The 22451-nt window shown below is 73.4% G+C and carries 18 protein-coding genes; 10 read left to right on the top strand and 8 right to left on the bottom strand.

The window, feature by feature from the left end:
* Positions 1-63: 63 nt before the first annotated feature.
* Positions 64-1395 carry an alkaline phosphatase PhoX gene (locus AB1460_RS14170; protein WP_368961666.1) on the top strand — a complete coding sequence of 444 codons (1332 nt, stop codon included), beginning with the start codon at positions 64-66 and terminating at the stop codon, positions 1393-1395.
* 98 nt (positions 1396-1493) lie between these two features.
* Here the strand turns inward: AB1460_RS14170 and nagA are convergent, their stop codons facing one another.
* Positions 1494-2675 (bottom strand): N-acetylglucosamine-6-phosphate deacetylase, encoded by a 1182-nt coding sequence (gene nagA / locus AB1460_RS14165; protein WP_368961664.1) that lies wholly within the window; start codon positions 2673-2675, stop codon positions 1494-1496.
* A 196-nt stretch (positions 2676-2871) separates the two neighbouring features.
* Between nagA and AB1460_RS14160 the strand changes: the two genes are divergently transcribed.
* A complete protein-coding gene (locus AB1460_RS14160; protein ID WP_368961662.1) occupies positions 2872-4539 on the top strand; it encodes a diguanylate cyclase domain-containing protein in 1668 nt (555 codons plus the stop codon).
* 81 nt (positions 4540-4620) lie between these two features.
* Here the strand turns inward: AB1460_RS14160 and AB1460_RS14155 are convergent, their stop codons facing one another.
* Together AB1460_RS14155 and AB1460_RS14150 are read right to left on the bottom strand one after the other, a co-directional pair.
* Entirely contained in the window at positions 4621-5061 is a 441-nt protein-coding gene (locus AB1460_RS14155; RefSeq protein ID WP_368961661.1) for a cold-shock protein, read from the bottom strand.
* Positions 5062-5158: 97 nt separating this feature from the next.
* Entirely contained in the window at positions 5159-6769 is a 1611-nt protein-coding gene (locus AB1460_RS14150) for an MFS transporter (protein ID WP_368961660.1), read from the bottom strand.
* Between the two features lie 114 nt (positions 6770-6883).
* Between AB1460_RS14150 and AB1460_RS14145 the strand changes: the two genes are divergently transcribed.
* Both AB1460_RS14145 and AB1460_RS14140 read left to right on the top strand, forming a co-directional pair.
* A complete protein-coding gene (locus AB1460_RS14145; protein WP_368961658.1) occupies positions 6884-7357 on the top strand; it encodes a MarR family winged helix-turn-helix transcriptional regulator in 474 nt (157 codons plus the stop codon).
* 406 nt (positions 7358-7763) lie between these two features.
* Positions 7764-8438, top strand: a complete 675-nt coding sequence (locus tag AB1460_RS14140; RefSeq protein ID WP_368961657.1) for a SnoaL-like polyketide cyclase — start codon at positions 7764-7766, stop codon at positions 8436-8438.
* Here AB1460_RS14140 and AB1460_RS14135 read toward each other — a convergent pair.
* Entirely contained in the window at positions 8407-10680 is a 2274-nt protein-coding gene (locus AB1460_RS14135; RefSeq protein WP_368961655.1) for a PAS domain-containing protein, read from the bottom strand. The genes AB1460_RS14140 and AB1460_RS14135 overlap by 32 nt on opposite strands.
* Before the next feature lie 230 nt (positions 10681-10910).
* On the opposite strand from AB1460_RS14135, the gene AB1460_RS14130 reads away from it, so the two are divergent.
* The 3 genes from AB1460_RS14130 (at position 10911) to ppk2 (ending at position 14201) form a co-directional block, all read left to right on the top strand.
* The gene (locus AB1460_RS14130) at positions 10911-11888 is read left to right on the top strand and encodes an aminotransferase class IV (protein ID WP_368961654.1); all 978 of its coding nucleotides are present in this window, start codon (positions 10911-10913) and stop codon (positions 11886-11888) included.
* Positions 11889-11934: 46 nt separating this feature from the next.
* Positions 11935-13173, top strand: coding sequence for a nickel pincer cofactor biosynthesis protein LarC (gene larC, locus AB1460_RS14125; RefSeq protein ID WP_368961653.1), 1239 nt, complete (start codon positions 11935-11937; stop codon positions 13171-13173).
* A 215-nt stretch (positions 13174-13388) separates the two neighbouring features.
* Positions 13389-14201 (top strand): polyphosphate kinase 2, encoded by an 813-nt coding sequence (ppk2, locus tag AB1460_RS14120; RefSeq protein WP_368961690.1) that lies wholly within the window; start codon positions 13389-13391, stop codon positions 14199-14201.
* Positions 14202-14457: 256 nt separating this feature from the next.
* On the opposite strand, the gene AB1460_RS14115 is transcribed toward ppk2, so the two are convergent.
* Positions 14458-14679 (bottom strand): hypothetical protein, encoded by a 222-nt coding sequence (locus AB1460_RS14115; RefSeq protein WP_026311544.1) that lies wholly within the window; start codon positions 14677-14679, stop codon positions 14458-14460.
* A 373-nt stretch (positions 14680-15052) separates the two neighbouring features.
* Between AB1460_RS14115 and AB1460_RS14110 the strand changes: the two genes are divergently transcribed.
* Entirely contained in the window at positions 15053-16639 is a 1587-nt protein-coding gene (locus AB1460_RS14110; protein ID WP_368961689.1) for an ABC transporter substrate-binding protein, read from the top strand.
* A gap of 12 nt (positions 16640-16651) precedes the next feature.
* Here AB1460_RS14110 and AB1460_RS14105 read toward each other — a convergent pair whose 3' ends face one another.
* On the bottom strand, positions 16652-17644 hold the full coding sequence (locus AB1460_RS14105) for a ParA family protein (RefSeq protein WP_368961651.1): 993 nt from the start codon (positions 17642-17644) through the stop codon (positions 16652-16654).
* A 325-nt stretch (positions 17645-17969) separates the two neighbouring features.
* On the opposite strand from AB1460_RS14105, the gene AB1460_RS14100 reads away from it, so the two are divergent.
* Complete coding sequence (locus tag AB1460_RS14100) at positions 17970-19073, top strand: DUF2637 domain-containing protein (protein ID WP_368961650.1); 1104 nt, start codon at positions 17970-17972, stop codon at positions 19071-19073.
* 82 nt (positions 19074-19155) lie between these two features.
* Here AB1460_RS14100 and AB1460_RS14095 read toward each other — a convergent pair whose 3' ends face one another.
* Both AB1460_RS14095 and AB1460_RS14090 read right to left on the bottom strand, forming a co-directional pair.
* Entirely contained in the window at positions 19156-20151 is a 996-nt protein-coding gene (locus tag AB1460_RS14095) for an NAD(P)-dependent oxidoreductase (protein WP_420497266.1), read from the bottom strand.
* A gap of 37 nt (positions 20152-20188) precedes the next feature.
* Positions 20189-20794 (bottom strand): MarR family winged helix-turn-helix transcriptional regulator, encoded by a 606-nt coding sequence (locus tag AB1460_RS14090; RefSeq protein WP_368961647.1) that lies wholly within the window; start codon positions 20792-20794, stop codon positions 20189-20191.
* Between the two features lie 134 nt (positions 20795-20928).
* Between AB1460_RS14090 and AB1460_RS14085 the strand changes: the two genes are divergently transcribed.
* Entirely contained in the window at positions 20929-22443 is a 1515-nt protein-coding gene (locus AB1460_RS14085) for an MFS transporter (protein ID WP_368961646.1), read from the top strand.
* Positions 22444-22451 lie beyond the last annotated feature (8 nt).

Raw genomic sequence — 22451 nt, 5'->3', positions numbered from 1 at the left:
GGTCGCGTCCTGGTCATCTGCAACTGCGAACGTGCGGACCGTCCTTGCTAAGGAGGGTCCTACATGGCAGTCAACCGCCGCCAGGTGGTCATGGGCACCGGCGCGGCCGGCCTCGGCTTCACGCTGTCAGGTGCCGTGAGCTCGGTCTTCAGCGGCACCGCGAACGCCGGCGCACCGAAGAAGTTCAAGGGGTACGGCGAGCTCGTCGCCGACCCCCGAGGTCTGCTCGACCTTCCACGCGGCTTCCGGTACACCGTCCTGTCCCGGGCGGGCGTCGACCAGCTGCCCCGCGACCAGGGCCCGCTGCCGGGCGCACCGGACGGGACCTACGCCTTCGCCGCCGGTTTCGGCCGCAGTGTCCTGGTCCGCAATCACGAGCTGTCCGGCTCGGCCGTGCCCGTCCCGCGGCTGCCCGGGATCACCTACGACCCGGCGGCGCCGGGCGGCACCACCACCGTCACCGTCGCCGGGGACCGGGTGCTGTCCACGGTCCCGAGCCTCGCCGGCACCATCCGTAACTGCGCCGGCGGGAACACCCCGTGGCAGACCTGGCTGTCCTGTGAGGAGACGGAGGACACCCCGGCGACCGTCCCCGCGCTGACCAAGCGACACGGGTATGTGTTCGAGGTCGACCCGTTCGGCCGGCTGCGGGACCGCGAGGCGGTGCCGCTGACCGCGCTGGGCCGCTTCGCCCACGAGGCCGTCGCCGTCGACCCGCGCACCGGAGTGCTGTACCTGACGGAGGACGCCTCCGGCCCGTACGGGCTGATCTACCGCTTCCTGCCGCACCGGCCGCTCGGCGGCCCCGGCAGCCTGCGCGCCGGCGGGAAGCTGCAGGCGCTGAACATCCCCGGTGTGCCGGACCTCTCCGCCCCCAGCGCCCTGGGCACCAGGCTGAAGGCGACCTGGGTGGACGTCCCGGACCCGGACGCCACGACGGTGTCGATCCGCCGGCAGTTCGGGACGGGCAAGGTCACCCAGGTACCCAAGGGCGAGGGGATCTTCTGGTCCGACGGGCACGCCTACATCGTCTCCAGCTACGCGGAGACCTCCGGCGGGGCGGCGCGCAACCACGCCGGGCAGGTCTGGAAGTTCGACCCGAAGCACTCCACCCTGACGCTGATCCTCATCATCGAGCCGGGCGGCCGCTTCGACGGCCCGGACAACATCACCGTGTCGCCGAACGGCGGCATCGTGCTGTGTGAGGACGGCGACGGCGAGCAGTACCTGGTCGCCGCCTCCGAGGACGGCACGCCCTACCCCCTGGCCCGCAACGCCGGCAGCGGCAGCGAGTGGGCCGGCGCCACCTTCTCCCGGGACGGCCGCTGGCTGTACGCCAACATCCAGGGCGACGGCATCACGGTCGCGATCACCGGCCCGTGGTGGCGCGGCTGAGCGGCGCCGACGAGCCGGGCTCCGGTGGCGTCACAGCGCGGTGACGCCGGGGCCCGGCCACCGACCCGCGGCGGATGCGGGGGGACATCCGCCGCGGGTCACCCACCTCCGGCGCGGGGCGCCCCGCGCCCGCCGACCCAGCGCCCGCGTGCCATCACGGCGGTGACGGCAAGCTCGGCGTCGAGGACGACGAGGTCGGCGTCCAGGGCCGGGGCGATCGCCCCGCACCGGGTGTCCAGGCCGAGCACCCGCGCCGGGTTCGTCGCCGCGGCGGCGGCCGCCACCTCGATCGGCAGACCGGCGGCGACGGACCGGCGCACCGCCTGGTCCATCGTCAGGGTGCTGCCCGCGAGCGCGCCGCCGGCGACCAGCCGGGCCTGCCCGTCGCGCACCCGCACCGGGTGGCCGCCCAGCACGTACTCCCCGTCGCCGGCGCCGGCGGCGTCCACCGCGTCGGTGACCAGCACCAGCCGCTCCGGTTCGGCGGCGATGAGCCGCAGCAGCGCCGGGTGCACGTGCACCCCGTCGTTGATGAGCTCGCAGGCCACCCCCGCGTCGAGGGCCGCACCGGCGGTGCCGGGCTCCCGGTGGTGCAGCGGGCGCATGCCGTTGAAGACATGGGTCGTCAGCGTGATCCCGGCGGCGAAGGCGGCGCTGGCCTGCGCGTAGGTGGCATCGGTGTGACCGGCGGCGGCGACCACTCCCGCCTCGAGCGCGGCCGCGACGACCGCGGCGGCGCCGGGTAGTTCCGGGGCGACGGTGATGACCCGCAGCGCACCGGCGGCCGCGGCCTCGAGGTCGGCGAACACCGCCCGGTCGGGCCGGCGCAGATGCTCCGCGGGCTGCGCCCCGCGGCGCTCGGCCGCCAGGAACGGACCCTCCAGATGGGCCCCCACGACAGGGCCGTCCGGCCCGGGCCCGGCCGCGGCCAGCGCCGCGACCCAGCCGAGCTGCTCGGCGAGCCGGGCCACCGGCGCCGTCACCAGTGAGACCAGGGTGCGGGTCGTCCCGTGGGCCTGGTGGAAGGCGACCGCCCCGGCCATGTCCGCCGCCGACGCGGCGACATCGTGCCCGCCGCCGCCGTGCATGTGCAGGTCGACGAAGCCGGGCAGCAGCCAGGCTCCCGTCAGGTCGACGCGCTCCACCTGCTCCACCCGGCGCGGGTCGAGGTCGAGGTCGCCGCGGCCCACCTGCGCGATCAGCCCGTCGCGGACCAGCACCCGACCCGGGTCGAGGACACCGCCCGGTGTGACCACCTTCGCGCCGGTCAGCAGGGTCATGGCGCCACGTTAGCGAGGCCGTACGGGCGCCCGCCGTCCGGTGCCGTCCGGTTGAAGAACCGCCCGGTCGGACGTCCACTGGAAGGCGAGGTCCGGGAGGGCCCGGTTCCGGGAGATGCGGTGTCCGCCGGCACATCCGTGCCGGTGGGACCCGGCCACGGCGCGCCGCTCGCCGGTGACGCCGGACGGGAGGGCGATGCCGGACGGGACGGAACACGCGGCCCGGCGCCGCGACGGCTCGGCGGACGCATGCGCGGTGGCGCCCGTCCGACCACGCACCTTTCGCACGATCGCCGTCGTGGGTCTCGCCGTCGTGGCGGGGGCGCTCCTCGCGACGCTGCTGCTGCCACCGCACGCGGCCCGGCAGACCGCGCAGGCCACGATCGGTCTGGTGGCCGTGGCCAGTGCATGCTGCTGCACGGCCACTGCCCGCCGGGTCCCGCGTGGGGAGCGGGCCTGGCGGCTCTGCGAGGCCGCGGCGATCTTCTCGAGTGTGGCTGCCGGCATCGTCATCTCGCTGACAACGGTCGGGGCGGCGGTCATCCCCGAGTTCGCCTCGACCGGGGCCGCCCCGCTGCTCGGCTACCCGCTGGGCCTGGCCGCGCTGCTGACGTTCCCGACCGCGCGGGCGTCCCCCCGCCACCCGCGGCCACACCGCGGCCTCGGCGCGACCTGGTACCTGGAGACTCTGCTCGACTGCCTGCTGGTCGTCGGCTCGATGCTGCTGCTCGCCGGGGTGATCCTGGTCCGCCCGCTGATGGAGTCCCGGGACCTGGCCGGTGCCTCGCTGGGATTCGCCATCGTCAGTGCCGCCGGCAAGCTTGTCCTGCTCTGCACCGTGATCTTCATCATCATCTTTCGCCGGCCGACGGGGTCGGGCTCGCTCAGCCTGCTCAGCGCCAGCCTGCTGGTCTTCTCGGTGACGGACGGTGTCTCGCTCAACGCCTACGCCCAGGGTTACGACGGCCCGGCCCCGTCCGTCCTGCTGGGGTTCGCTGGCGGCAGCCTGCTGACGGCGCTGGCCGTCTCGGCGCCGCGCGACCACCTGCTCACCTGGATGCGGCACGGGCCACCGGGCATCCGGGTGCATGTCACCATCCCGAGCCTGCCGCTGGGCTGTGTGTGCGCGCTGCTGGCCGCGCAGCTGATCACCGAGGCCGACATCTCGGGACGTCAGATCATCGGGATGTTCGTCCTGGTGCTGCTGGCCCTGGCCCGCCAGCTGATCACCGCGGTGGACAACGCCCGGCTGCTCGCCCGCTTCGAGGGCAGCCGGGCCCAGCTGCGTCAGCAGGCCTTCCACGACCCGCTGACCGGCCTGGCGAACCGGGCGCTGTTCTTCCACCGGCTCCGGCGCGCGACGGCGCGGCACCGGCGCACCGGCCAGCCGGTCGCGCTGCTGTTCTGCGACCTGGACAACTTCAAGACCATCAACGACAGCCTGGGGCACGGGGCCGGCGACAAGGTCCTGCGGACGGTCGCGGACCGGCTGCGCGGTCTCGCGGGACCGGCGGACACCGTCGCCCGGCTCGGTGGCGACGAGTTCGCGGTCCTGCTCGACACCACCCGCGCCGCCGGCCCGGACGGCTGGGCGCCGGACCGGGGACGCCCCGGCTGCCAGCAGCCGGATCTCGATCTGCGGGCCGCGGCGGAGCGGGTCCGGTCAGCGCTGCGCGCGCCGGTGGACCTCGCCAGCCCGCCCCGGACGGTCGGCGCCAGCATCGGGCTGGTGGTCATCGGCTCCGACCATGAGGCGGTGGAACCCGACGAGGTACTCAGGGAAGCCGACCATGCCATGTACGCGGCGAAGCGCAGCGGCAAGGGCTCGCGCGCCGCACGGGCGGACGGGGTCGGGCGCGCCTGACCTACCGCCGGAAGCGGCGTCCACCGCGGTGGACGGCCGAGCCGGCCCCGCCGCGGCCTGGCCGGGCGGGGCCGGCTCCGGTCAGTTCTCGACCCAGCCGTACTTGCGCGCCACGCTCGCGAGCTGGCGGCGCACATGCAGGATCTGCGTGCCGGTCAACGCCGGCTCGGTCCCCAGCAGCACCTCGGTGATCTCCTGCGTGAACTCGTCCAGCGGCAGGACGTCACACAGCCCGTCACCGCCGTCGTCCGGCCGCACCGGTACCGACACCGGGCCGGCCCCGCCGATCGAGGAGACACCCGCGGGCACCGCCGCGGGGCTGCGCAGGATCCTGGCCGACGACGCCTTCCGGCCGCGGTCACTGTCCTCGACGTCGAACTCCATCACCACGCCCGGGACCACCAGGCTCTTCTCGACGAGGAGGTCGTTCGCGTGCAGGAAGACGTCCTCACCGCCGTCACTCGGGGCGATGAAACCATAGCCACGGACATGATCAAAACGAAGAACTTTACCCGTACTCACAACTCACCCACAACCCCTAGGAAAACCCCATATCGGCACACTGCCGACCGCGCCCGCCCGTCACCACGAGACCGGACCGTGGCAGTCGCCCGACATCTTAGGCAAGCCACGCTCCGGCGTCGCCCGGTTTCGACGCCACGGGGGCGGCGGGGTGGGTCGCAGGGGTGGCGGGACGCCGCGGGGCCGGCGTGACCGCGCCGGGACCCACGTCCTGCCGGGCGTCGCTCCCGACCACGGCGGCCACGGCGGGCGCCGGCGCCCGCGCCGCCTCGGGCCCGGGGCCCGGACCGGGAATGCACAGGCCGAGCAGCACCGCCAGGCCCGCCGCACCGGCGCCCAGCAGAAAGACCGCCTGGAATCCCGCCGCGGACGGCACCTGCCGACCGTCGAAGGCGACGGTCATGCTCGCGAGCATGGCGCCGACGACAGCGGCCGACGACGAGGTGCCCAGGGAGCGCATCAGTGTGTTCAGGCCGTTCGCCGCCGCGGTCTCGGTGTCGGGCACCGCCGCCATGATCAGGGTGGGCATCGAGGCGTACGCGAGCGCGACCCCGACCCCGGAGATCAGGCCGATCAGTACCGTCTGCCAGATCGCGTGCATGAACCACGCGCTGACGAGGTAGCCGACACCGATGATCCCGGAGCCCAGCACGAGGGTCACCCGGGCACCCCACCGCGCGGAGACCCGGGCGGTGAACGGCGAGGCGAGCATCATGACGACGCCGAACGGGGCGAAGCACACCCCGGCGACGATCATCGACTGGCCCAGCCCGTAGCCGGTGGCCGTCGACAGCTGCAGGATCTGCGGCACCGCCAGCCCCATCCCGTACATGGCGAAGCCGACGACCACCGAGGTCAGGTTGGTCATCAGCACCTGGGGGCGGGCGCTGACCCGCAGGTCCACCACAGGGGACGGGTGCCGCAGCTCCCAGGGCCCCCAGAGCAGCAGGAGCACGGCCACCGCGGCGAGGGCCGTACCGACGGTGGCGGGAGACAGCCACCCCCAGGTGCCGCCCTTGGAGATCACCAGCAGCAGGCAGCTCACCCCGGCCGCGAGCCCGATCGCCCCGACGACGTCGAAGCGGCCCGGCGCCGCCTCGCGGACCGGCGACTCGGGCACGACCCGCCAGAGCAGGAGCAGGATCGCCAGGCTGAGCCCGGCGGCCATCCAGAACAGAACGTGCCAGGTGAAGGTCTGGGCGATCACCGCGGCCACCGGCACGCCGAGCGCGCCGCCGATACCGAGCGAGGAACTCATCAGGCCGAGGGCGGAGCCGAGCCGTTCGGCGGGCAGCTCGTCGCGCAGCAGGCTGATGCCCAGCGGGATCAGCCCGGTCGACAGGCCCTGCAGCCCGCGGCCGACCACCATCGGCGCCAGCGAGGTGCTGAGCGCGCAGACCAGCGAGCCGAGGACGAGCAGCCACACGCTGCCGAGCATGACCCTGCGCTTGCCGTACATGTCGCCGAGCCGCCCCGCGACGGGCGTCGCGACCGCACCGGCGAGCAGGGTGATCGTGATGATCCAGCTGGTGTCGGCTGCCGGGGCGTGGAACAGCCGCGGCAGCGCCGGGATGATCGGCACGACCAGGGTGTGCATGAACGAGGCGACGGTACCCGCGATGGCCAGCACGGCGATCAGCAGCCGGGGGCCGGGGGTGGTGGAACGGGACCGCCGCCCCCGGAAGGCCGATTCCGCTTCTGCCGTCACAAATATGTATGGTACACGCACCATGCATCATGCACATCCGCGAACCCGTCGCCGTAGACTGGGGAAAAGTCACACCCTCCGCCCCGGCCGCGGAGGCGTCGCACGGAGGCACGGGTGCAGGACAGCCTGCGGGATCTCGAACGAGAGCTGATGCTGCTCAGCCGGCATCACATCCTGCCCGCGGCGGCCCGCCGCCGCACCCCGCACCTCGACCGCTCCGCCTACCTGCTGCTCAGCCGGCTCGAGGCGGAAGGGCCGATGAGCATCGGCCAGCTCGCCGAGGCGTTCTCGCTCGATGTCTCCACCGTCAACCGGCAGACCGCCGCGATGCTGCAGGCCGGCCTGGCGGAACGCATACCCGATCCGGACGGCGGCCTCGCCCGCAAACTGGCGATCACCCCCGAGGGCACCCGCCGGGTCGCCGAGAACCGTGAGATCGTCCTGAGCCACCTCGGCGACCTGGTCGGCGACTGGTCACCGGACGAGGTACGCACCTTCGCCGACATGGTCGAGCGCCTCAACGCCGGCATCGAGACCCGGCACGGGCAGCGCGTCTGGCCGCGCCCCGCGCGGCTGCCCGCACAGTAGGAACCCACCAGCACCCACGAGGACGTCCACCCGACAGAGGCGGGCGCCCGTCCAGCGCACGCCACGGAGGGTGAAACCAGGGCACCCCTGGGCTACCCTTCGGCCCTCCCCGATGGTCCATGTGCCTCTGCCGGCAGGACCTTCGACGTTCCGTGGAGGACAAACGGCGCGGACCTGGCAGGTTGTTCTCCGTCCAGACTCGAATTAGACCTGATTTGCGCTGAATAGCCGCAATTTGACGGGACGCCATCGCCGTCCTGAGCAGGGCCTGGGCACGTCACCCGATCGCACGACACACCCGCAGGACACACCCGCAGGACACACCCGAACAGCACACCCGCAGCACACCCCCGACCGCATGACGTACCCGAGCGCACGGCGCATCGGAACCACGGAGGACGACACGGTGAGCGACGACAGCCCGACCGGCACGACTCCGCTGCATCTCCAGGGCCGGGACGCGGTCATCGCCGCGTGCCCCGACGCCCGCTGGCGCCACGGCGCCCCGCCCGACTACCACCTCTCCCGGGAGGTCATGCCCGGCGAGCGCACCACCCGGCACGAGCCCGGATCGCTCGCCGACGTCGTCGAGCAGCTCGTGCAGGTCTTCGAGATGGAGCTGTCCCACAAGGCCGACCCCGCGCAGTGGGTCAGCATGGTCACCGACCGGATCAAGGTCAGTCTCAACGGCGGCCCGCCCGCGGACGCCGCCGAGCTCGCCGAACGCGGCAGCTACAACATCCTGATCGGCGAGAACCCCTACTACTCGGCTGCCGAGGAGAGCTTCGAGTCCTCGCACCAGGTCTTCCACCAGGCCTTCCCCGGCGGTTTCTTCTGGGAGGTCCTCGAGGTGTACTCGCCGCCGCCCGTGATCACCTTCAAGTGGCGCCACTGGGGCACCTTCAGCGGCCCCTACAAGGGCACCGAGCCGACCGGTGAACGCATCGAGCTCTACGGTGTCACGGTCGCCCGCTGCGCACCCGACCTGCGCCTCGTGGAGACCGAGCACTTCTACGACAACACGACGTTCCTGGGGAGCCTGTCCGGCGTCACACCCCGGCCGGGGTCGGCCCAAGCCTGAAGATCGTCCGCCGGATGTCGTCGATGGTCGAGTCGAGTCCGGTGATGGCGGCGTTCAGCCGGGCCGCGGTGACGTCACCGACGGCCCGGCTCAGCGACTGCAGGTGCAGGCCGATCGCGAACAGCCGCTGGATGACGAGGTCGTGCAGGTCCCGGGCGATGCGCTCGCGGTCCTGGACGACGGCGGCGCGGGCACGGTCGCGGTGCGCCTCGGCGAGGTGCACCGCCATCGCGGCATCGTGCGCGAACGCGCCGGCGAGCTCGGTGTCCCGCGCGGCGAACGGGGTGGCGTCCGAGCTGTTCCCCAGAACGAGCGCACCCATCGGTCGCTCCGCGGCCGTGAGCGGGATGACCAGCGCCTCCCGCAGCCGCGCAGCGGTGCCCAGGTTCACCGGCCCGTCCTGATCCGCCTGCCCCCGAGCTGCCCTCCCGCCCCGTGCTGTGTTCCCGTTCCGGCCGGGCTTCCCGTCCCGGGTTCTCGCATCGTCCCGGGTGGGCGCGTCCTGGGCGGCCGGGAGCGGGATCGGGCCACTCCAGGAATCGGAGTCGTCCAGCCCGTCGACGTGGACGGGCCGGCCGGCCAGGAACTCCGCCCGGCTCTCCGCCGCCTCCAGTGCCAGCGCCAGACCGTGCAGCGTCTCCGGATCGCAGTGCCGGTGCGGAGCGGCGTCGACCTCGGTGGCGATCAGGTTGCCCGCCTCGTCGGGCAGCGCGACAGCACCCACGTCCGCGGACGTCACTCCGCGCGCCAGCGATGCCAGCAGCATCAGCGCCTGCTGCTGGCCGGCGACCATCGCCCCGGCGGTGACCTCGGCACGGGCCGCGAGCCACGCCCGGCCCCGCTCGGCCTCCTCGTGGCGCGCCCGGGCGTGACGCTCGGCCGCCTCCCGGTCGGCCGCGGCACCGAGCAGATGCGCGACAGCCTGGACGAAACGGGCCTCGTCGGCGGTGAACCGGCGCGGCATCGTGCTGGCCGCGGCGAGCACCCCGAACGGCGCGGCGGACGAGCCGACCCGGGCCGCGAGCGCCGCCTGCGCCCGGCCCGCGTCCGACCATCCGCTACGCAGATGCGGACTGGCATCGAGGTTGTTCGCGACGACCGGCTCGTCGACGTCGAGCGCGAGGTGGACGAGGGACCGGGCCTCGATCGCGAGCGGCCCGGTGAGGTAGATCGGCCCGGTACCCAGTGCGGCGGGCGTGGCCGACGCGGGCGGTTCAGCCACCCGGGCGAGCCCGCCGGACGCCGCGGCGGCGCGGGCATCGCCGGCCTCGCGGATGACCTCGCAGACCGCGACCTCCAGGGTCGCGGATACCAGCTCGACCGCCTCGGTGAGCAGCGCCGGCAGATCGGCGCCCGCCAGCGCATGCTGCCCCAGCCGCGCCAGGCCCGCCTGCTGACGCTCGGCACGGCGCAGATCGGTGACGTCACACAGCGACACCGCCGCCAGCTCCTCGCCGCCCTCCTCGTACGGGATCACCGAGACCCGCAGTGACCGGCCGGCCCCGCCCGCACCGACCAGCTCCAGGTCACCGAGCTGGGCACGGCCCGTCCGCAGCGCGACCGGAACCAGCCCCCAGTCCCCGCTCAGCGAGCGGGACCGCCAGTCCGCCGGGCGGGCCCGCTCGGCGAGCCGGTCCAGCGGGTCGCCCACCCGCAGCGGTACGTCGACCAGCCGTTCGACCGCGCCCGAGGACCGGCGCAGCCGCAGGTCCCGGTCATAGACGGCCACGCCGGTGGGCAGCTCGTCGGAGCGGCCGGCGGTGACGGACTCCAGCAGCGTGGCGTGCTCCCCGACCACCTGGGCCGCGAACCGTGAGCCGGACACGTCGACGATCGTCCCGGTGTTGCCGAGTACCTCCCCGGCCGGGCCGCGCAGCACCGTCGCCCGGATCTGGACCCGCCGGTAGCCACCGTCACGGGTCCGGTGGCGGGCCTCGTACAGGCACTGGCCCGTGGTGCCCCGCGCCAGGTCAGCGAACACCGCGGACGCGTAGGCGGCCTCGTCCGGGTGGACGTAGTCCAGGAACCGCGCACCCAGGCTGGGGCCGACCTCGTAGCCGGTCAGATCCGTCCAGGCCCGGTTCAGGTAGGTCCAGCGGCCGTCGGCATCGGTCCGGAAGACGACCTCGCTCAGCAGGTCCAGCAGGTGCACGGCCGACGTCTCCGCCGCCGCCCGCCCCGCCCCGCCGCCGCGGGACCAGGGCCGGCCCGCCGCCTGCGCGTGCCTTGTCTCGGACGTCACCGAAGACCTCCATCCATCACGGCTGCAGTCGTCGCCCGCACCCGGCGCGAGGGAACGGGAGATCCTCTTCGGAAATGCCACCGTACGCGCCGGCGGAAGTGCCCGCCGGCAGAACAACATCCTCCTCGGTTCACTCCGTGTGATCTCCCCCGGGGCTCCCCGCCCGCGCCCCGAAACCACTGCGGCCGCAGGCCGCGGAACCTCGCCGGTCACAGCCCGGGCGGTCTACCGTGAGCGCCGTGGAGCGGACGCCGTACATCGAGGTCGACGGCCGTCCCGCCGACGGAACCGGCCTGCGTGACCTCGCGCTGTCCAATGACGGGCACCTGACCACGATGCAGGTCCGCGCCGGCCGGGTCCGCGGACTCGCCCTGCACCTGAGCCGGCTCGACCACGCCAACCAGGAGCTCTACGGCACTCCTCTGGACGCCGGCCTCGTCCGCGACCGGATCCGCCACGCGCTCACGGCCACATCGGCTGCCCCGGCACCTCCTCCGGCCGTGACGGCACCTCCGACCGTCACGGCACCAGACGAGACCGGGCAGGCAGCCGGGGCCGGGCGGGTGGCCGGCGTCCCGGCCGGCGGCGTGGACGCGACCGTGCGGGTGGTGGTCTTCCCGACCGGGGAGGCGGGCGCGGTCTCGGTCCTGGTCTCCGTCGGCCGGCCCGCCGAGCCCGCCACCGCACCGCTGCGGCTGTGCTCGCTGCCGTACCAGCGGCCGTTCGCGCACCTCAAGCACCTCGGCACCTTCGGCCAGCTCCACGGCGGCCGGCTCGCCCGCCGGCGCGGCTTCGACGACGCCCTGCTCGTCACCGCGGACGGCCGGGTCTGCGAGACGACGGTCGCCACCATCGGTTTCGTCGCCGCCCCGGCCCGCCACCGCCCGGCGGACCCGGCCACGGTGATCTGGCCGGAGGCGCCGTCGCTGTGCGGCGTGACCATGACGCTGCTCGACGACCAGCTCCGTGCCACCGCCCTCACCAGCGCGTCGGCGTCCGTGTCAGGCACGGGGCCGCCGACAGTCGCGGGAACGCGGCGGGAACCGGTCCGGTTGGCGGAGGTCGGCGGGTTCCACACCGTGTTCGTCGCCAACGCGCGCGGGCTGGCAGCCGTCGAGCGCATCGACGACACCCTCGTCCCCCCCGACCCCGAGGTGATGGCCGCACTGCGCCGCCTGCACGCCGCCGTCCCCTGGGACGAGATCTGACAGCGGGCGGCAGGGGCCTGCCCGCCGCCGGCCATGATGAGGGGCCATGACGGGCGACTCCCCCGCGGTGACGGTCGGCTGGCTCGACGCCACCGGCGGCATCAGCGGCGACATGTTCCTCGGCGCCTGCGTGGACGCCGGGGCCGACCTGGCTGTCCTGCACTCCGTCGTGGCCGCTCTCGGGCTGACGGACGCCATCACCCTGGACGCCCGGACCGTGCACCGCGGCGGCCTGCGGGCGACGCAGGTTCTGGTCAGGTGCGCGCCGGCGGCCGAGCAGCCCGCGCGCGGGCTCGGCGACATCCTCGGCCTGCTCGACGCCTCCGGCCTCGACCCGGTCGTGCGGCGACGGTCCGCGGACGTGTTCCGCGCCCTGGGAGCCGCCGAGGCACACGTGCACGGCCGCCCGGTCGAACAGATCCACTTCCACGAGGTCGGCGCGCTCGACAGCATCGCGGACGTCGTCGGAGCCGTCGCCGCCCTGCGGGCACTGGGCATCGAGCGCCTGGTGTGCAGCCCGCTGTCACTCGGCGGCGGGCGGATCGGCACCGCCCACGGGGCGATCCCCCTGCCTGGACCAGCGGTGCTCGAGCTGGTCCGTGCCAGCGGCGCGCCGGCAGCCGGCGGGCCGGTCGACACCGAGCTGGCCACCCCGACGGGTGTCGCACTGGCCGTCACCCTCGCGGAGAGCTTCGGCGCGATGCCGCTGATGCGCACCACCGCCGTCGGCCTCGGTGCCGGCGGCCGCGAGATCCACGGGCACCCGAACGTCGCCCGGCTCGTCGTCGGCCAGTCGGATCTCGCCGGGGCCGGGCCGGCGCACGGCGCCCGCCACGGCAACAGCGTCATCCTGGAAACCAACGTCGACGACCTGGACCCACGGCTGTGGCCGCCCACCCTCGAGGCGCTGCTGGCCGGCGGGGCGGCGGATGCCTGGCTCACCCCGATCCTGATGAAGAAGGGCCGGCCCGCACACACCCTCTCGGTGCTGTGCGAGCCGGACGCCGTCGACCGCGTCCGCGACGTGCTCTTCCGCCACACCACGTCGATCGGGGTCAGGGAGCACAGTGTCACGAAGACCGCGCTGGCCCGCCGCACACTGCGGGTCGAGGTGGCCGGCGGCCAGGTCGGCGTGAAGGTCGCGTCCTCCCACGGCGAGGTCGTCAACGTCTCGGTCGAACACGACGACGTCCTCGCGCTCGCCGCGTCCTCCGGCCTGCCCCCGAAGGTCATCCTGGACCTGGCCCACGCCGCGGCGACCTCACACCTGCGCCCGGGCTGCTGATCCGCTCGGGGCGCCTGAGGGCCGCAGGTCCTCCGCCCACGGCCCGGTCCCGCCGGTCCCGAGGTCGCCCGAGGGACGGACAGTCGGGCGGGCCGCGCCTACGCTGGCGGGACTGCCGCGTTCAGCCCGGGGCGAGGGTGCTCCGGAGCCGATCTTCCCGAGGGGCCGCCGTGACCGTCCATCCGAGCCAGGACGGCGCCGCCGTTCCGAAGCACGTGGCCGACAGCGCCGCCGTGGCCGCGCCCGTCCGGCTGTCGAAGGGCGGGTACGAGAAGGAGCTCGTCCGGCTGCAGACGGAGCTGGTGCGGATGCAGGAGTGGATCGTCGCCACGTCGACCCGTCTGGTCGTCGTGATGGAGGGCCGGGACACCGCCGGCAAGGGCGGCACGATCAAGCGGATGACGGAGCGGCTCAACCCCCGGCACTACCGGGTGGTCGCGCTGGGCAAGCCCGACGAGCGGGAGCGGGGTCAGTGGTACTTCCAGCGGTACATCACCCATCTCCCGGCCGGCGGGGAGATCGTCTTCTTCGACCGCAGCTGGTACACCCGCGCCGGGGTGGAGCGGGTGATGGGCTTCTGCTCCGACGAGGAGTACGAGGAGTTCCTGCGGTTCTGCCCGCAGTTCGAGCGGGCCCTGGTCCGGTCGGGCATCAGGCTGGTCAAGTACTGGCTCTCGCTGAGCGACGCCGAGCAGGAGCGCCGCTTCACCGAGCGGATCAGGAACCCCGAGAAGCGGTGGAAGCTGTCGGACCTCGACCTGCAGGCCCGGGCGCACTGGGTCGACTACGCCGAGGCCAAGGACCAGATGTTCGCCTACACCGACATCCGGGAAGCGCCCTGGTCCGTGGTGGACGCGGACGACAAGCGCAGCGCGCGGCTGAACCTGATCAGCCATCTGCTGTCGACGGTGCCCTACGAGCGGGTCTCCCACCCGGAGGTGACGCTTCCGCCGCGGCAGAACCGGGGTTACCAGCGACCGCCGATCGACAGCCAGACCTGGGTCCCCCGCCGTTACCTCGTCGGATAGGCCGGACATCTCGCCGGGTGGACCAGACGGTCACCGAACTCGGCGCCGACCGACCTCGGCGCTCGCCGAACCGGGCCTTCGCCGGGCGCAGCGTTCGCCGGGTAGGGCGCGCTCACGGGACACGGCGGCCCTCGGGACCGGCACCGGTTTCCGGCGTCGCCGAAGGCCGGCGGCACCCGACCCGCGGCGCCGCCTGCTGACTGCACCGGCCACCGACGTCGCCCAGTGAACGGACGGCGCCGGTGCGCCGGCGGTGTCAGAGGTGGGACATGCCCTCGAAAGGGCTGGGGATGCGTTCCTGGCGGGAACCGAAGTCCACCAGGACGGCGCTCTCCCCCTCGACCCGGGTGACCCGACCGAGCCCGTAGGAGTCATGCACGACCCGGTCACCCTCGGCGAACCGGGGGGTCGGCACCACCACGGGTGCCTTGAACGGGCTGGTCGGCAGGTGGCGTCTGGGAACTGCTGACTGGCTCATCTCTGCCAGTATGCAACGCGTGGGCCCGGCGCGGTTGGTGGCACACCGCCGGATCCGGGCCACCGGCCCCTCCGCACCGCGTCCGCAGCGCATCCGCCCTGGTCACCAGCGTCTCAAACGGTCGTTCAGCATTTCGCGAATGTTGCCGGATCGGACCCGGTGCTCCGTCTACGCTGTGACAGACAGGTGACTTACCGCCAGCTGGCCCCGGGCCCGCCGCCTTCCCGGAGTGCTCCGGGCGCACGGCCGGCTCCCCCGCCCCGGTGACGCTGCCCGGTGCGTGCCGCACCGAGCACGCGCCTGGCACGCACCGGGCAGCACCGCGACGACCCGGACGACCCGGACGACCGCCGGCACCCACGAGAGGACGACGATGATCCGTCGAGGACGATTACTCGCCACTGCCGCCGCCTGCTGCGCCGTGCTGGCCCTCGGGGCCGCCTGCGGCGGCGAGAGCGGTTCCACCGCGGCGCCGGGGACCGGCGGCACGGGCGGGCCGGGTGGCGCACCGGTGGCCGGTGGCACCGCGCAGGTCATGCAGATCCGCGAGCCGTCCTCGATGGACCCGGTGACCATGACGAACGCCTGGCAGATCAGCGGTTTCCTCGGCAACGCCCTGTACGGCACGCTGCTCGTCAACGACGCGCGCACGGACGAGATCCACCACACCATGGCCGAGTCGTTCGCCTCGACCGACAACGGCGCTACCTTCACGCTGCGGCTGCGGCCCGGCCTGCGCTTCTCCGACGGGACCGCGCTCGACGCCGCCGCCGTCAAGGTCAACTGGGACCGGCACCGCGACCCGGTGCTCGCCTCGCCGTACCTGTCCGAGGCCTCCCTGATCGCCGCGACCGAGGTGGTGGACGCGACCACCCTCGCGGTGCGGATGACGGAGCCGGTGCCGAGCTTCCCGCGCGCGTTGCTCACGACGTCCCTGAACTGGATCGCCTCCCCGGCCGCGCTGGCCGGTGACCGCGCCGCGTTCGACCGGGCCCCGGTCGGTGCCGGGCCGTACACCCTGAAGAGCTGGACCCGCCAGGACCGCATCCAGCTGACCCGCAACGCCCGCTACTGGGACACCCCGCGCCCCTACCTGGACGAGATCACCATCCGTACCTCGAACGACGCGGGGCAGCGCTACAACACCCTGGTCAGCGACGGCGCCGACATCGTCATCGAGACGAACGCGGACAGCCTCGCCCGCGCGTCGGAGGCCGGGTACACGACGGACGTCACCCCGCTGAGCGGCGGGCTCTTCCTGGCGATGAACATGCGGCGGCCACCGTTCGACGACCTCCGCGCCCGCCGCGCCGTCGCCGCCGCGATCGACCTGGAGGCGTTCGATCTCGCGGTCTACAACGGTGCGGCGACGACCGTCGACACGTTGTTCTCCGAGACGTCGCCGCTACATGTCGACACCCCGCTGCGCCGGGAGGACCGGGCCCTCGCGCAGCGTCTGTTCGACGAGCTGGCCGCCGAGGGCAGACCGGTGTCGTTCACGTTCACCGGTTACAACACCTCGGAGATGAAGGACACCGCCGAGAACATCCAGGCGCAGCTCAGCTCGTTCGACAACGTCACGGTGGACGTCCGGGCGGTCGACTTCGCCGAGAACACCCGCCTGGCGACCACACACGACTTCGACATGCTCGTCTGGTCGTCGAGCTTCATCGACCCGGACCCGCGGGTGTGGACGGCCTTCCGCAGCGACTCTCGGGGCAACTTCCCCGGTGTCGACGACGACCAGATCGACGCCGCCCTGCGGACCGGCCGCACCGCGACCGCCCCGGAGCAGCGCCGGGTCGCCTACGGGACGTTCCAGGACCGCCTGGTCGCCCTGGTGCCCGGCGTCTTCACCGTCCGGGTGAACCCGGGCGTGATGGCCGCTCAGGACGTCGGCGGCGTCACCCAGTACGGGCTGGGCTCACTGCTCCCCGAACGGCTGTGGATCACCCGGTGACGCGGCGGGCGGTCAGGACATCCAGGCGGAGGTGACGGGCACGGCGGCGTCCCCGATCGGGGCGGCCTCGCCGCGGGCCGCCCCGATCCGGACCAGGAACTCCTCGACCAGGCCGAACAGCTCGCGGGCCAGGTCGAGAGTGAGGTCCGGGGAGAGCACCGCCGGCAGCGGCAGGTCGGCGGCACCGGCGAAGCCGCGGTTGTTCACCCGCAGCATCGCGTCGAAGACCGGGATCCCGAGCTGGCGGGCACCTTCGATGTGCGGGCGCAGGAAACGGGTCGGTGCCCCGCGGTAGTACTGCACCATCGTCAGGACGACCCCGAGCAGTCTCGGTTCGAGCGGCTTCACCACCGGGTGCAGCCCGGACTGGAGCTCGGCGACCCGGTTGTACTCCCAGACGAAACGGCCGAGCCGGCGCATCAGGTGCTCGACGCCGAGGGTCGACTGGTTGTCCGGCCGGGACGGGATGAGCAGGTGGTCGCAGGCGGCCACGGCCGCCCGGGTGATCACCCCGAAGTGGGACGGGCAGTCGAGGATGACCAGGTCGTAGTCGGACGGGTCGAAGGACGCGAGCCCCAGCGCGAGCTGCTGGTAGACGTCGAAGTAGTATCGGGTGGACCGGTGCGCCTGCGCCCCGCCGAGCCGCCCGACGAGATCCATCTCGATGTCGCCGAGGGCGGTGTGCGATCCGAGCAGGTCCAACCGGCCCCCGCCCTCGGCGATGACGGCGGCCGCGGCCGGCGGCGTCGTGACATACCCGGCCAGCGGCGGCGGGGTGGTGTGCGGGCGCCAGGACTCGAACCAGGCCTTGACGGTGCGGCGCCGGTCCGCGAGACCGGCCTGCCAGGTCTCGGCGTCGTAGAAGTTCAGTGTCAGGTTCGCCTGCGGATCCAGGTCGACCAGCAGGACCCGCCGCCCCATCCGCGCGATCGCCGCGCCGATGTTGGCGGACAGTGTGGTCTTGCCCACCCCACCCTTGTAGCTGGTGATCGTCACGACCTTCACCGCAGCCTCGCTCCCGGTCGCGCGCCCTGACGAGATGCACACTACGGCCCATTCCACCTCTGTCACGCATTCCGTCCGCAATCGTCACGCATTCCGCCGGCAATACGGCAACACCCGGACAGCGGGCCGCCGCGGCGGGATGCGTGTGCCGCCTGAGGTCACGGACCGGGTACACCCGGGCGCGCACACGCACGGACCGCTGATGCGGAGGGCACCGGAGTGGTGGCCGGCCCGGCCCCGATTTCGCATCGTCCGTACTGCGTGTCATCGTTTGCGGGGAGAACTGCCGGACTTACGGCTCTAAGCCGGAAATCAGGTGATCGGTGTGGAAAACGGCAATGCGGCGGCAGCACCACGACGGGCCGCGGGACGCTCCGACCGGGCGATCCGGATCACGACCGTGGTGGCGGTGGCCACGGTCGCCGCCGTCGCGGCGTTCGTGTCCTATCGGCACATGCGCGGTGTCGCTCTCCTGCACGGCGAGGACACGGTGACCGCCACCGTCCTGCCGTTCAGCGTCGACGGCCTGATCGTGGCAGCCTCCATGGCGATGCTGGCGGACCGGCGGGCCGGGCGGCGGCGGTCGTGGCTGTCCGCCACCCTGCTGGCGGCGGGCGCCTGCGCGTCGCTTGCCGCGAACGTCCTGCATGCCGACCCGACAGCGACCGCCCGCATCATCGCCGGCTGGCCGCCGCTGGCACTGCTCGGCTCGTACGAGCTGCTCATGCGCCAGATCCACCCCGCGCGCCGGTCATCCGCCGCGACCGCTGAGACCCTCACGGACGCCGAGACCGTCGCGGACGCCGAAGCCGCGGCGGACGCCGGGGTCGGCACGGCCGCCGCCGAGTCAGCCCCTGCCACCACGACCGCCGTGGTACCCGTCACGGCCCAGGCGGCTCCCGCCACCCCCCCAGCCGACTCCACGGGCATCCCGGCGGGTTCCGCCGCGGCCGCGGCCGCAGGGGCCGCCGCGGCGGACGCGCAGTCCACGGCGGGGCTGACCGCCACCCGCACGGAGGCCGACCGGCTCGCAGTCGCGGCATCCCCCGCCGCCGAACCAGCCGAACCAGCCGTCCCGGCTGCGCCGGCCGCGTCAGCTGACACGCCCGCGCACGTCGGTGGGCCGCGGCGCCTCACGCCGGTTCCGTTCAACGGTCTCGACACGACGGATCCGTCGGTGAAGCGGGCGGCGATCATCCGGGCACTCGACGAGACCGGTGGCTCGGCGACCGCGGCGGTCGCGCTGCTGGGCCGGTGGGGCGTCACCGTCAGCAAGAGCTGGGTGTACCAGGTCCGCAAGGAGACCCGGTACGCGAACCTGCAGACCGGGCCGCTGCCGGTGCCCGCGCCGCGGGCGCCCCGCGGCGGGAGTACCGGGCGGCGCCGGGGCATGGCGGCCGCACCGTCACTCACGGTCTCCTCCCGCTGACGCCCGCACCGCCGCCAGCCGCGTCCATCCCGCCGGCGCCGGCACCGACGCGGGTGTCAGCCGGCGCCGTGGCGGACGAGTCTCAGGAGCTGACCGCCCCGTCGGAGTCGTCGGCAGCGCGCGGACCGGTCGTGGCTCCGGTGGCTCCGGTGACCTGGGTGCCATGGGTGGCGTCGGAGGCGCCAGGGCCGGCGGCGAGGTGCGGCGGGTGCGTCTCGGAGCGGCGCAGGCGGATGACGGCGGTCGCGTCGAGGCCCCCGTCACCGCGCTCCTGCGCCGCGGCGCAGTCGGCCTCGGCGCGGGCGGCGAACGGGAGCGGGATGCCGCGGCGGGCCGCCTCGGCCAGACAGATGCGCAGGTCCTTGCGCATCCAGTCGACGGCGAAGCCGAAGTCGAACTCGTCGCGGACCATGGTGTGGCCGCGGTTGTTCAGGTACCAGCTGCTGGCCGCGCCGCCGCCGACGGCTGCCAGCACGAGATCGGTGTCGAGGCCGGCCTCGACGGCGAAGTTGAGGGCCTCGGCGGCGCCCGCGATGGCGGCCGCGACGAGGATCTGGTTGACCATCTTGGTCAGCTGGCCGCTGCCGACCGGCCCGATCCGGGTGATCGTGCTGCCGTAGGCGGCCAGGACCGGGCGGACCGTCTCGAGCGTCCGCGGGTCGGCGCCGCACATGATGCTGAGCCGACCGGCCTGCGCCCCCGCCTGACCGCCGGAGACCGGGGCGTCGACGAACCCGACACCGGCCCGCGCCGCCTGGCCCGCGATCTCGACGGCGAGCTCGGCGGAGGTGGTGGAGTGGTCGACGACGGTGGCGCCGGGGCGCAGCGCAGCGAGCGCGCCCGCCGGGCCCGTGAGCACCTCGCGGACGTCCGCGTCGGCACCGACGCAGACACAGACGACGTCCGCGCCGGCCGCGGCCGCGGCGGGGGTGGGAGCGGTGGTGCCGGAGTGGCGCTCCAGCCACCGGTCGGCGGTCGCCGCGGTGCGGTTGTGGACGACGGTGGTGAAGCCCGCCGCGGCGAGATGCCCCGCCATGGGAAAACCCATGGTGCCGAGACCGATGAAGGCCACCTTCATGCCGGCACGCTCCTGTCCCGCCGCCACAGCGGCTCGGTCACCGCTGATGCCCGGCGTGCCCGGCCGTGCCCTCGGTCTCGGTCGCCCGGGCCGGCGCCGGCGCCGGCCAGAGGACACCCAGCAGGGTGCGCAGGGCATCGTCCAGATGCTGGCGCTGTTCCGGTGTGAGATGGTCGGCCAACCGGGCGAAACGTGTCACCTGCTCGGTGAACGCCGCGTCGATGATGACACGCCCCCGCTCGGTGAGCCCCACCCGGAAGCTGCGCCGGTCGGCCGGGTCCAGCCGACGCTCCACCAGCCCGGCGTCCTCCAGCCTGTCGAGCCGGTTGGTGATGCCGGCCCGCGACATCATCAGCTTCTCGGAGAGCTGGGAGGGGATCAGCACGCACGGTGGGCCGGACGCGCGGAGCGCGGCAAGCACCTCGAAGTCGCCGGGTGTGAGTCCGTACTGCTCCAGGGGGTCGCGCTGCGCGCCGAGCGCGGTGACGAACACCTTCATCCGCGCGAAGGTTCCGAGGGCACTGATGTCGAGGTCGGGGCGCTCGCGCTGCCAGTGTTCGACGAGGTCGTCGATCTGGTCCGGAGCATGCCCACCGATACATGCGTTCCAGGCGCCGTCCACGGCACGAGTGTATTTGATCATTGCCCTCTCGCGCGAGAAATTAGTTTGATGCAGTACTATCGACCCTCGTACTGTCTCGTGTCGAACCAACGGCGGCCGCCCCGTAGTGGCCACTCCCGACAGACCGCAACCACCGGACATCAGGAGATCTTTCCGTGACCGCATCCACCGACATCGTCGGCGACGGGCAGTCAGTCGCCTCGGGCGGATCACCGGGGACGAGCCCGCAGGTCGACCCTCGGCGCTGGCTCGCGCTGGTGATCATCGCCATCGCCCAGCTGATGGTCGTCCTCGACGCGTCGATCGTGACCATTGCGCTTCCCCACGCCCAGGCTGACCTGGGCATCTCCACCGCCGACCGGCAGTGGGTCATGACCGCCTACACACTCGCCTTCGGTGGCCTGCTGCTTCTCGGCGGCCGCATCGCGGACTTCCTCGGCCGCAAGCGGATCTTCATCTGGGGGCTCATCGGCTTCGCCGGGGCCTCCGCGCTCGGCGGCGCCGCCCCGAACGCCGAGTTCCTGTTCGCAGCCCGGGCGCTGCAGGGTGCCTGCGCGGCGCTGCTGGCACCGGCGGCACTCTCGCTGATCACCGTGACCTTCACCGAGGGCAAGGAGCGGGCCCGGGCGTTCGGCGTCTACGGCGGTATCTCCGGCGGTGGCGCGGCCATCGGCCTCATCGTTGGTGGTCTGCTCACCGAGTACGCGTCCTGGCGGTGGTGCCTGCTGGTGAACATCCCGATCGCGCTGGTCGCGGCGGCCGCGGCACTGCCGATCGTGCGGGAGAGCAAGGCCGAGGGCAAGGCCAGCTATGACATCCCGGGCGCGGTGACCGTGACCGCCGGCCTGGTCGCGCTGGTCTACGGCTTCACCGTCGCCGCCGAGGACGGCTGGGGCTCCGCCACCACGATCGGCCTGCTCGTCGGGTCGGCAGTGCTGCTCGCCGCGTTCGTCGTCATCGAGACCCGCACGAAGGCCCCGCTGCTGCCGATGCGCGTCCCCCTGGAGCGCAACCGAGGCGGGTCCTTCCTGGCATCGCTGCTCATCGGCGGCGGGCTCTTCGCGATGTTCCTGTTCCTCACGTTCTACTTCCAGTCGACGCTGGGGTACAGCGCGCTGCGCAGCGGCTTCGCCTTCCTGCCGTTCAGCGTGGGCATCATCGTCTCGGCCGGTCTGTCCAGCCAGTTCCTTCCCCGGGTCGGCCCCAAGGCACTGATGATCGGCGGCAGCGTGCTCGCCGTGGCCGGCCTGCTGCTGCTCAGCCAGATCGGCGTCGACTCCAGCTACGTCGCCCTGGTGCTGCCGGCGGAGCTCCTGATCAGCTTCGGGATGGGCTTCGCCTTCGTCCCGATGTCCAGCGTGTCGCTGCTGGGGGTCGCCGAGCACGACGCGGGTGTGGCCAGCGCCCTGGTCAACACCACCCAGCAGGTCGGCGGGTCGCTCGGGGTGGCACTGCTCAACACCGTCTACGCCACGGCCGTGACCGACTACCTCACCTCGCACGGCACCGGCCCGGCCGCCCAGGCGCAGGCGGCGGTGGAGGGGTACACGACCTCGTTCCTGTGGAGCGCGGCGCTGATCGCACTGGCTCTGATCGCCGTGATCGTGCTCGTCAAGGCCGGCCGGGACGACGTGCCGCAGGGTGACGGGATCCCGGTCCACGCCGGCTGACGCCGGTC

Source organism: Parafrankia sp. FMc2 (assembly GCF_041008525.1).
Taxonomy (GTDB): Bacteria; Actinomycetota; Actinomycetes; order Frankiales; family Frankiaceae; genus Parafrankia.
Note: the sequence above shows the minus strand (reverse complement) of the source record. Positions and strands in the feature narration are given on the sequence as shown.